We start from the raw sequence: 10,313 nt of genomic DNA on the forward strand, positions 1-10,313 counted from the left end.
CGCCGTCCGTTTCGGCGGGCAGCGGCTGCCCTTCGATCTGCTCCTGGGCATCCCGCCCCACCGCTGCCCGGAGGTGGTGGTCCGCAGCGGCCTCACCGACGGCGGCGCCTGGGTGAAGGTGAACCCACGGACGATGGAGACGCGCTTCCCCGGGGTGTATGCCATCGGCGACATCGTGGAGATCCCCCTCCCCAACGGCATGCCGCTCCCCAAGGCCGGCGTCTTCGCCGAGGCGCAGGGGGCGGTGGTGGCCGCGCGCATCGCTGCCCGCTTCGCCGGCCGGGAGCCCGAGGCGGCCTTCGCCGGTGAGGGATTCTGCTATCTGGAACTGGGGCGCGGGGAAGCCATGCTGGTCCGCGGCCGCTTCTTCGCCGAGCCCACCCCGGAGATCGAACTGACAGAGCCTTCGCCGCGCTACCTGGAGGAGAAGCGGGCCTTCGAGGCCGAGCGGCTCCGGGCCTGGTTCGGGGAGCCTGTCCGCCCGGCGTAGCCCGGCGAGGGGAAGTATGTCCGCGAAGGACATCCAGCGGCCGACGGCGGCCTTGCGCCGCAAAGCCGTGCGGATCGATCGGGCCCTGGAGGCCTATTACGGGGTCCCAGACCGCCGGCGCCTCGATCCGCTCTCAGAACTCGTCCTCACCATCCTCTCTCAGAACACCAGCGACATCAACAGCGGGCGGGCTTTCGAGCGCCTGCGGGCCCGCTTCCCCACCTGGGAGGCGGTCCGGGACGCCCCCCTGGAGGCCATCATCGAGGCCATCCGGCCCGCCGGCCTGGCCGCCCAGAAGGCCCCCCGCATCCAGCGGATCCTCCAGCGGATCAGCGCGGAGCGGGGTGCTCTCTCCTTGGATTTCCTGGCCGACTGGCCTCTGGAGGCGGCCAAGGCTTGGCTTCGCCGGCTGGACGGCGTGGGGCCGAAGACTGCGGCCATCGTGTTGCTGTTCTCCCTGAACCGGCCGGCGTTCCCGGTGGACACCCACGTGCACCGCGTGGGGACCCGCCTGGGCCTGATCCCGGAGGGCATGTCCGCTGAGGCCGCCCACGACTGGATGGAGGCCCTGGTCCCGCCCGAGCGCTATCGGCCTTTCCATCTTCTGCTCATCCGCCACGGCCGGGAGATCTGCAAGGCCCCGCGCCCCCGTTGCGAGGTCTGCCCGGTGCGGCGGATGTGCGCCTACTACCGCTGGCGCTCCCGCCCGCTCAATCCGGCAGGATCTGGAGGTCGGCGAAGCCGGCCAGCAGGTGTTTGAGGCCGACCGCCTCGAACAGCACCACCACCTCCTCGTCGGGGCCGGCGGGGCGGCTCTCCATCACCTGCCCCTCTCCGAAGCGCGGGTGGCGGACCCGCATGCCGGGTCGGAAGCGCAGCGCCCGGGGGGCGACGGCGGGGGCCTCGGGAGGGGCCGGCCGCGCCCGGTGGCGCCCCCGCGGGCCTTCCACCGCCACCCGCAGCGCCTGTGGGATCTCCCCCAGGAAGCGGGAGGGCGTGCGCACCTCCTCATAGCGCCGGAAGGCGTAGGTGAGGAACAGCAGGTCCCGCGCTCGCGTCATCCCCACGTAGAACAGGCGCCGCTCCTCCTCCAGTTCCGCCGGATCGTCCATGGAGCGGCTGTGGGGCAACAGGCCCTCTTCCAGGCCGGTGATGAAGACCGCCTGGAACTCCAGGCCCTTGGCCGCGTGCAGGGTGAGCAGAACAGGTGCCTCCACATCCTCCCGCAGGGTGTCGATGTCCGAGACCAGGGCGGCCTCGTTCAGGAAGGCCACCAGGGGATCTTCGAAGGCCCCGGGGCGGAAGGACGCGGCCACCCGTAGCAGTTCCAGCACGTTGTCCCAGCGCCGTCCGCCGATCTCCCGTTCCGCGTCCTCCAGACCTTCCACATACTCGGCGTAGCCGATCTCATCGATGATGCGGCGGAGCAGGTCAGCCACCCCCATCGTCTCCCGCAGGCCCTGCCACGACCGGATCTTCTCGACGAAATCGGCCAACACAGGGCGGACCTTGGGCGGGAGCCCTCCCTCGCCAGCGGCGGCCTGCTCCATGGCAGTGAAGAGCGAGACCCTCCGGTGTCGGGCCAGGGCGGTGATCCGGGCGGCCGTCGCCGGGCCGATCCCCCGCGGCGGGACGTTCAGGACCCGCATCAGGCTGAGGTCATCGTGGGGGTTCACCAGCAGCCGCAGGTAGGCCAGCAGGTCCTTGACCTCCCGGCGCTGGTAGAAGCGGACGCCGCCCACCAGCCGGTAGGGGAGCCCGGCGCGGACGAAGGCCTCCTCCAGGGCGCGGGACTGGGCGTTGGTGCGGAACATCACCGCGATCTCCCCCGGGCGGACTCCCCGCGCCTCCATCAGATCCTGGACCTGGTGGACCACGAAGGCGGCCTCGTCCTCCTCGTCGACGGCCTCGTAGACGGCGATGGGATGGCCGGCCCCCCGCGCCGTCACCAGGCGCTTCTCGTTGTAGCGCTGGGTGTTGAAGCGGATCACCGCCTGGGCCGCCTGGAGGATGCGCTGGGTGGAGCGGTAGTTCTCCTCGAGGACGATGATGCGGGCCTCAGGGAAGTGCTCCCGGAACCGCATCACGTTCCGGAAATCGGCGCCCCGCCAGCCGTAGATGCTCTGGTCCTCGTCGCCCACGCAGAACAGACGACGATGGGCCGCGGCCAGCAGGCGGAGCAGCAGATACTGGACGGTGTTTGTGTCCTGGAACTCGTCCACCAGGATGTGCCGGTAGCGCTCCTGGTAACGGGCCAGGACCTCGGGGCGCTCCTCGAACAGGGCCACGGTCCGCAGCAGGAGGTCGTCGAAATCCAGGGCGTCCGCCGCCTGCAAGAGCGCCTCGTAGCGCGCGTAGACCCGGGCAGCGATCTCATCGAAATACGTTCGGACAGGGTAGTCCTCCGGCCGGACGAACTCGTTTTTGGCCCGCGAGATGGCCGCCCGCAGGGCCGCAGGCCGGTAGCGTTTCTCGTCGAGGTTGAGATCCCGCAGCGCTTGGCGGATCGCCTCCGTCTGGTCTTCCTCATCGTAGATCGCGAAGTGAGGGTTCAGGCTGGCGGCGGCGGCCTCCCGCCGCAGGAGACGGGCGCAGACCGCGTGGAAGGTGCCCAGGGTGAGCTCGGCCGTCCGCGACCCGAGGCCCTCCAGCCGCGACCGCATCTCCTCCGCCGCCTTGTTGGTGAAGGTGACGGCCAGGATGTGGAAGGGGGAGACGCGGCGCGCCGCCATCAGGTAGGCGATACGGCAGGTCAGCACGCGGGTCTTCCCGCTCCCCGGCCCGGCCAGCACCAGGACCGGCCCGTCGGGCGCGGTGACAGCTTCCCGCTGCCGGGGGTTCAGGGCCTCCAGAAGGGAACGGATCTCCTGCATCCAGGCCTTCCTCCGCGCGGCCGGGTCCTGAGAGAAAAGAATCCCCGCCGGATGGGATATGATAAACTCGAACCCGGAAGCCATGAAACCGGGAGGCGCGCATGCCGCTTTTCCGCATGGACGCAGGCTACCTGCTGGCGCTGGCGGTCATCTTCCTGGTCGCCCTGCCGATCCACGAGCTCGCCCACGCATGGGTCGCCGAGCGCTTGGGGGATCCCACCCCGCGGCGTTTCGGGCGGGTGACCCTGAACCCGCTGGCCCATCTGGATCCCATCGGGGCCCTGATGTTGCTCCTCGCCGGGTTCGGGTGGGCCCGCCCGGTGCCGGTCCATCCGCTCTATCTCCGCTACGGCCCCCGGGTGGGGATGGCCCTGGTCGGCGGGGCGGGGCCGGCGGCCAACCTGGCCCTGGCCCTTTTAGGCATCCTGGCCTACCGGGCCCTCCCGCCCGTCGTTCTCAACCAACTCCTTCTCCGGTTCCTGATCTCCTGGATCCTGATCAACATCGGCCTGATGGCCTTCAACCTGCTTCCCCTGCCCCCCTTGGACGGCTATCGGGTTCTGCAGGGCCTGCTGCCGCCGGAGGCGGCTTCCGCCTACGCGCGGCTGGAGGCCTACGGCCCTCTAGCCCTCCTGCTCTTCCTGGTCCTGGACCGCCAGATCGGCCTGCTGGCCGCCCTGCTGAACCCGCTTTACGCCCTCGCCTTCCGGCTGATGACGCTGTGATCCCGAAGTCGGGTCAGTCCTCGGCCTCCAGCACCATCCGCCGGAACGCCTCGGCGTAACGCAACCCCACCGTCCGTCCCTCCGCCGCGGCCCACGCCCGCAGCGTGGGCTCGGGGTCCCAATCCCCGATCTGGCTGCGATGACAGCGGAGGGCCTCGGCCTTCAGCGGCAGCGTCTCCTCGATGTCCACCCAGACGTTGGGCTGGGCCGCCCCGTAGATGTAAATCTCGCGGACGCGGTGGGGCGGGAGGCCGAGTTCGGGGAAGAGGAGGGGCATGCCGGCGGCGGGGAAGGCAGCCTCCAGGGCGGCCTGGGCCGCCGCCCGGTGATCCGGGTGGTTGATATAATCCTCGCCGTAGAAGTAGACCGAGGGATCGCCGCAGACCAGGGCGTGGGGCCGGAAGCGACGGATCTCCCGCACCAGGTCCCGTCGCAGCTCCAGGGTGGGCTGGAGCAGCCCGTCGGGATAGCGCAGGAAGACCACCTCGGCCAAGCCCAGGACGCGGGCGGCGGCCTGTTGCTCCGCCTCGCGGATCCGGGCAGTCGCCTCACGGGATCGACCCGCCTCCTCTGTCCCCGCGTCGCCGCTGGTGCAGAGCACCAGGGCGATGGCGCTGCCGCGGCGGGCCCACTTGGCCAAGGTGCCCGCGCAGGTGAACTCCACATCGTCCGGATGGGCCGCTACCACCAACACGCGCTCCGGCGGCTTCGGTTCCCTCACAGCCTCCTCCCGAATCTAAGGGTTGCCCTCGCCCAAGGATCTATTCTATCCGCCCCACACGGCGCCGCCGAAGGCAGCCATCCCTCTCGCCGCCGATCTTATTTCATCGAATAAGTTCGATGAATCGAATTTCTTCGATAAAATGCTTCACCCAGATATCACGGAATCTACACGATTTTTTAACGCACGGGGCGGGGGGACTGCGGTAAAATCCGCCTCGTGGAAGGGCTCAGCATATGGAAGGCCAGATCCTGAGGGGCAGGAGGGGTGCGATGGAGGAGCGCCAGCGGTTGGAGGAGGAGCCTCCCGGTCGGAAACCCCGCAGCCGGCGGGCGCCGATCTGGCAGGATGTCCCGGACGCGCTGTGGGACGACTGGCGGTGGCAGTTGACCCACCGCCTGAACTCGGTGGAGCAGCTGCGGCAGGTGATCCGTCTGACCCCGGAGGAGGAGGCCGGTGCGGCGGCGACCCATCGGTTCCGCATGGACATCACCCCTTATTTCGCCTCGTTGATGGATCCGGAGGACCCGAACTGTCCCATCCGCCGCCAGGTCATCCCCACGGCCCGGGAATTGGAGCCGACGCCAGGGCTGATGGCCGACTCCCTGGCGGAGGACCGTCACTCGCCGGTCCCCGGACTGGTGCACCGGTATCCGGATCGGGTGTTGCTGTTGGTGACCACCCAGTGCGCCAGTTACTGCCGCTTCTGCACCCGCAGCCGCATCGTGGGGGATCCCCACGCCAACTTCAGCCGGCGGGACTACGATCGGCAGATCGAATACATCGCCCGGACGCCGCAGATCCGGGATGTGCTGCTCTCGGGGGGCGATCCCCTGATCCTCCCCCAGCCGATCCTGGAGGACCTCCTGCGCCGCCTGCGGGCCATCCCCCACGTCGAGGTCATCCGCATCGGGACGCGGGTGCCCATCTTCCTGCCCCAGCGCATCACCGACGATCTGGTGGCCATGCTGCGCAAGTATCATCCCTTGTGGATGAACATCCATGTCAACCACCCCAAGGAGCTGACGCCGGAGGTCACCGAGGCCCTGGCCAAACTGGCCGACGCCGGCATTCCCTTGGGGTCCCAGACGGTGTTGCTGGCTGGCGTCAACGACTGCCCCCACATCATCCGCGCCCTGGTCCACGAGCTGGTCAAACGCCGGGTGCGGCCCTACTACCTCTATCAGTGCGATCTGGTGGAAGGCGCCGGCCATTTCCGCACCCCGGTCTCGAGGGGGATCGAGATCATGGAGGCGTTGCGGGGCCACACCAGCGGCTACGCCATCCCGACCTACGTGATCGACCTGCCCGGCGGCGGGGGGAAGGTGCCGGTGATGCCCAACTACTTGCTGACAATGAACGAGCGGCGGGTGGTGCTGCGCAACTTCGAGGGCTTCATCAGCACATATGAGCAGCCCACCGACTACGTGCCCCACGACCCCAGCCGCTGCGCCTACTGCCAGAACCAGCGGCCGGAGCCCGGCCAGCGCGGCCTGTTCGGGTTGCTGCAGGGAGATGCCATGGCCATCGAGCCGGAGGGGTTCGAGGCGGTGCACCGACGGCTGCACACCGGAGGCACGGAGACTGCGCCCCTCATCCTCGGGGAGCCCCTGCCCGTGGTCAATGGGGAGGTGCTGTGATGCGGGTGGCAGTGCTGGCCAACCTGAAACGGAACGCGCCCCGAAGCCCCGACGATCCGCCGGACGCCTGGGTGGAACTGGACTCCGACCAGACGGTGGAGGGGATCGCCGCGGCCCTGGAGGCGTGGGGGCACACCACCGCGATCTTCGAGGGCAACCTGGACCTGCCGGAGGCCCTGCGCCGCTTCCGGCCCGACATCTGTTTCAACATCTGCGAGGGCTACTGGGGGGATTCCCGGGAGGCTCATGTGCCGGCCATGCTGGAGATGATGCGCATCCCCTACACCGGTTCCCGGGTCCTGGCCCTGGCCCTCTCCCTGGACAAGGCGATGACCAAGCGGGTGTGGATCGCCGAGGGGTTGCCCACCCCGCCCTTCCAGGTGTTCCGGCGACCCGATGAGCCGCTCCACCCCCGCCTGACCTTCCCCCTGTTCGTCAAACCCAACCGGGAGGGCAGCGGGATGGGGATCTCGGCCCACTCGGTGGTGACCAACGAGGCCGAGTTGCGGGAGCAGGTGGCCTACATCCTGCGCACCTACCGCCAGGAGGCCCTGGTGGAGGCCTTCATCGACGGCCCCGAACTGACGGTGGGGCTGCTCGGGAACGTGGAGGGGGATGCCGCGGGGCTGCGGCCCCCGAGGGGCTGGGCGACGGAGGCCGGCCTGGACATCGGCGGCGTCCACGTGTTCCCGCCGATGCTGGTGGATCTCAGCCCGTGCCCGCCCGACCAGCGGGGGCTTTACACTTCCTACGTGAAGTCGGAGATGCCCTTGGGCCCCCGCTACCTCTGCCCGGCGCCCCTGGACCCTGCGTCCCTCCGAGAGGCCCAGCGGCTGGCCTTCGAGGCCTTCCGGGCCATCGGGGCTTGCGACCTGAGCCGGGTGGATATGCGGATCGACGCGGCCACGGGGCAGATCTACCTGCTGGAGATCAACACCCTGCCCGGGCTGAACCCCGAGGTCAGCGACATGGTGCTCAACGCCCGGGCCGATGGGATGGCCTATGACCTGTTGATCCATCGGATCCTGGAGGCCGCCTGCCGCCGCTACGGCCTGGCGCTGGAGCCGGCAGCGGCCCCGGCCTTCCGGCCCCTGGGCTGAGCGCCGAGTGTCCCCGGGACCGGGGGCGGGAACCATCCACAGGACGGGAGCTTCGATGCCGCGGCGCCATCCCGCGTCGCCCCGCCAGGTGCTCATCCTTTACAGCGTGGTGGAACGGCTGCCGCGGGGAGAGCCCCGCGACCGGATCGCCGACGAGGAAGTCCTCCTGACCGCCCAGGCGATGGCCGAGGCCCTGGCGGAGCGGGGCTGGCCGGTGGCCATGCGGGCGATCCGGGACGCGGCCTCCCTGGGCGGCGCCCTGGAGGGCTTCGACCCGGCCGACACGGTGGTGGTGAATCTCTGTGAGACCCTGGAGGGCTACCCCCAGGGGGAAGCGATCGTGCCGGCGGTCCTGGAGGCCCGGGGCTTCGTCTACACGGGCTCCCCCGGGCCCACCCTCTCCCTTTGCCTGGACAAGGCCCGGGCCAAGGCCCGGCTGCGGACCACCGGCCTCCCCATCCCCCCGGCCCAAGTGGTCCGTCATCCCTGCGAGCGGATCCGCATCCCCTTCCCGGTCATCGTGAAGCCCCTGGCGGAGGACGCCAGCCACGGCATCGATCGGGATTCGGTGGTTCAGGAGGAAGAAGCCCTGCGAGAGCGCCTGGCCTACCTGCTGGAGGTCTACCGCCAGCCGGCCCTGGTGGAGGCCTTCATTGCCGGCCGGGAGTTCAACGTCTCCCTCTGGGGCGGGCGGGAGCCGGAGGTCCTCCCCCTGGCGGAGGTGGATTACTCCGCCATCCCCAACCCGTTGTGGCGGGTGTGCACCTATGCCGCCAAATGGCTCCCGGAGTCCGAGGACTACATGCGGACCCCGGTGCGTTGCCCGGCCGAGGTGGACGAGGCACTGGCGGCCCGGATCCGGGAGGTGGCGGTCAAGGCCTTTCAGGCCACCCGCTGTCGGGATTACGCGCGGGTGGATCTCCGCGTCCAGGGGGACGTCCCTTATGTGCTGGAGGTGAACCCGAACCCCAGCCTGGCGCCGAACAGCGGCTTCGTGAACGCGGCCCGTGCGGCCGGCTACTCCTACGCGGCGCTCGCTGACCGGCTGGTCCGCCTGGCCTGGTCCCGGCGCCGCCTGCGGACGGCGATCTCCTCTCCCCGCACGGTTCCCATGGTCTGGAGCGATGACGCCTATTCGACCGCCGTGGCCTCATGAAGGGGCCGCCATCCGGAGGCTGGCAGAGGGCTGTGGAGTGTTCCGGCCGGAGGAGATCGAGACCCTGATGGAGATCTTCCAGGAGGTATGCAGGAAGGGGTCCGATGGAAGCGGCTATCACTTCCTGGTGTGGGCGGACGGCGACGGGGAAGGGGAGATCCAGGGCCTGATCTGCTACGGACGGCGCCCCATGACCCGCTGGTCGTGGGACCTTTACTGGCTGATGGTGGATCCGCGGGCCCGAGGGCGCGGCATCGGCACGGCGCTCCTTCAGGCGATGGAGGATCATCTGCGGCGGGAGGGGGGACGCTGGATCGTGGTGGAGACGGCGACCTCCGCCCCCTACGTGCCCGCCCGACGTTTCTACGCGCGGAACGGCTTCCGGTTGCTGGGGACTGTGGAGGATTTCTATGAGGAGGGGGAAGGGCTGGCCATCTATGTGAAGGACCTCGCCTCCGCGGGCGGTGTTGCAGGAGAGGCCGCGGGGCGCCGGTTCCCATCCCCGGAGGAGGTGTCATGATGTGGCGGCATCCGTCGAATCCGAGGACACGACGCCACGTCCTCCTGCTCTACAACATGGATGGCACGTGGCCCCCCGAGGATCAGGCGTATGCCCTGGAGTGCGTTCGTAAGATGCAGGAGGGCCTGGAGGAGCACGGGCTGATCGTCCGGCCGGTGGAAGTCCGGCGGGATGTGTGGGGGGCGCTGGCCCCTTACGACCCGCGGGAGTGGGTGGTCTTCAACTGGTGCGAGGCCCTAGAAGGAGACCCTTACGCCGAGGCCCAGGTGGCCAGATGTCTGGAGGCGGCCGGGTTCCTCTACACCGGTTCGGGCCCCTGGACCCTTACGGTGGCGGGGAACAAGGCCTTGATGAAGACGTTTTTGACCCTCAACGGCATCCCCACGCCGCCGTGGCGGGTTTGCCACCGCCTGCAGGATGCGGAGGGCTGGGCGCATTTCCCGGCCATCGTCAAGCCGGCGTGGGAGCACGGCAGTGTCGGGCTCACGCTGGAGGCGGTGGTGACCCGTCCGCGGGATCTGCGGGAGCGGGTGGCGTGGGTGCTCGAGACGTTGCGGCAGCCGGCGCTGGTGGAGATGTTCATCGCCGGCCGCGAACTGAACGTCAGCCTGTGGGGGAACGGGGACCCCGAGCCGCTCCCCATCTCGGAGATCTTCTTCGACGGCCTCTCTGAGGAAGAGCGCATCGTGGACGCCGCGGCCAAGTGGGACCGCCACAGCGAGCGCTACTGCCGGACCTTACCGGTGATCCCAGCCCCCCTGGACGAGCGGACCGAGGCGGAGGTCGTCCACGTGGCCGCCCAGGCCTATCGCGTCCTGCGCATCCGGGATTACGGGCGCATTGACATCCGGCTGGCCCCCGACGGGACGCCGTATGTGATCGATGTGAACCCCAACCCCGACCTCTCGCCGGATGCGGGGTTCGTGCGCTCGGCGGCGGCGGCGGGCTATTCCTACGGGCGGATGGCCGCCCACATCCTGCGGCTGGCGTGGTCCCGGCGGCCGTCGCGGGCGGCCCGTCCCGTCCCGGCCGAGGGGACGCTGCGCCGGCTGTTGCGCTTCTAGACGGCCGGGAACCCTGCGGCGGGC

At 69.7% G+C, this 10,313-nt stretch carries 9 protein-coding genes and 1 pseudogene; 8 read left to right on the forward strand and 2 right to left on the reverse strand.

Going from position 1 to position 10,313, the window contains the following annotated elements; all coding sequences use genetic code 11:
* Nucleotides 1–490, forward strand: a pseudogene (locus C4313_RS07680) (NAD(P)/FAD-dependent oxidoreductase); the annotation flags it as partial.
* A gap of 16 nt (nt 491–506) precedes the next feature.
* Nucleotides 507–1,250: an endonuclease III domain-containing protein gene (locus C4313_RS07685; RefSeq protein WP_352429287.1), complete on the forward strand. Its 744-nt coding sequence runs from the start codon at nt 507–509 to the stop codon at nt 1,248–1,250.
* On the opposite strand, the gene C4313_RS07690 is transcribed toward C4313_RS07685, so the two are convergent.
* Nucleotides 1,201–3,363 (reverse strand): ATP-dependent helicase, encoded by a 2,163-nt coding sequence (locus tag C4313_RS07690; RefSeq protein ID WP_352429288.1) that lies wholly within the window; start codon nt 3,361–3,363, stop codon nt 1,201–1,203. The genes C4313_RS07685 and C4313_RS07690 overlap by 50 nt on opposite strands.
* Before the next feature lie 101 nt (nt 3,364–3,464).
* Between C4313_RS07690 and C4313_RS07695 the strand changes: the two genes are divergently transcribed.
* Nucleotides 3,465–4,088, forward strand: coding sequence for a site-2 protease family protein (locus tag C4313_RS07695; RefSeq protein WP_352429289.1), 624 nt, complete (start codon nt 3,465–3,467; stop codon nt 4,086–4,088).
* 13 nt (nt 4,089–4,101) lie between these two features.
* Here C4313_RS07695 and C4313_RS07700 read toward each other — a convergent pair whose 3' ends face one another.
* Nucleotides 4,102–4,809, reverse strand: a complete 708-nt coding sequence (locus C4313_RS07700; RefSeq protein ID WP_352429290.1) for a PIG-L deacetylase family protein — start codon at nt 4,807–4,809, stop codon at nt 4,102–4,104.
* 272 nt (nt 4,810–5,081) lie between these two features.
* On the opposite strand from C4313_RS07700, the gene kamA reads away from it, so the two are divergent.
* Genes kamA through C4313_RS07725 form a run of 5 tightly spaced genes read left to right on the forward strand, consistent with a single transcriptional unit; the run spans nt 5,082 to nt 10,289 of the window.
* A complete protein-coding gene (gene kamA / locus C4313_RS07705) occupies nt 5,082–6,449 on the forward strand; it encodes a lysine 2,3-aminomutase (RefSeq protein ID WP_352429291.1) in 1,368 nt (455 codons plus the stop codon).
* Entirely contained in the window at nt 6,449–7,549 is a 1,101-nt protein-coding gene (locus tag C4313_RS07710) for a D-alanine--D-alanine ligase family protein (protein ID WP_352429292.1), read from the forward strand. The genes kamA and C4313_RS07710 overlap by 1 nt, the downstream gene beginning before the upstream one ends.
* A 55-nt stretch (nt 7,550–7,604) precedes the next feature.
* Nucleotides 7,605–8,705 (forward strand): D-alanine--D-alanine ligase family protein, encoded by a 1,101-nt coding sequence (locus C4313_RS07715; RefSeq protein WP_352429293.1) that lies wholly within the window; start codon nt 7,605–7,607, stop codon nt 8,703–8,705.
* Between the two features lie 37 nt (nt 8,706–8,742).
* A complete protein-coding gene (locus C4313_RS07720) occupies nt 8,743–9,225 on the forward strand; it encodes a GNAT family N-acetyltransferase (RefSeq protein WP_352429294.1) in 483 nt (160 codons plus the stop codon).
* Complete coding sequence (locus C4313_RS07725; protein WP_352429295.1) at nt 9,225–10,289, forward strand: D-alanine--D-alanine ligase family protein; 1,065 nt, start codon at nt 9,225–9,227, stop codon at nt 10,287–10,289. Before C4313_RS07720 ends, C4313_RS07725 begins: the two co-directional genes overlap by 1 nt.
* Nucleotides 10,290–10,313 lie beyond the last annotated feature (24 nt).

The organism is Thermoflexus sp. (assembly GCF_040289485.1).
GTDB lineage: Bacteria > Chloroflexota > Anaerolineae > Thermoflexales > Thermoflexaceae > Thermoflexus.

Excerpts from the sequence above, each read along its gene's own strand:
- C4313_RS07685 (WP_352429287.1), top strand. The coding sequence starts at position 507 with ATGTCCGCGAAGGACATCCAGCGGCCGACGGCGGCCTTGCGCCGCAAA.
- C4313_RS07690 (WP_352429288.1), bottom strand. The coding sequence starts at position 3,363 with ATGCAGGAGATCCGTTCCCTTCTGGAGGCCCTGAACCCCCGGCAGCGG.
- C4313_RS07695 (WP_352429289.1), top strand. The coding sequence starts at position 3,465 with ATGCCGCTTTTCCGCATGGACGCAGGCTACCTGCTGGCGCTGGCGGTC.
- kamA (WP_352429291.1), top strand. The coding sequence starts at position 5,082 with ATGGAGGAGCGCCAGCGGTTGGAGGAGGAGCCTCCCGGTCGGAAACCC.
- C4313_RS07710 (WP_352429292.1), top strand. The coding sequence starts at position 6,449 with ATGCGGGTGGCAGTGCTGGCCAACCTGAAACGGAACGCGCCCCGAAGC.
- C4313_RS07715 (WP_352429293.1), top strand. The coding sequence starts at position 7,605 with ATGCCGCGGCGCCATCCCGCGTCGCCCCGCCAGGTGCTCATCCTTTAC.
- C4313_RS07725 (WP_352429295.1), top strand. The coding sequence starts at position 9,225 with ATGTGGCGGCATCCGTCGAATCCGAGGACACGACGCCACGTCCTCCTG.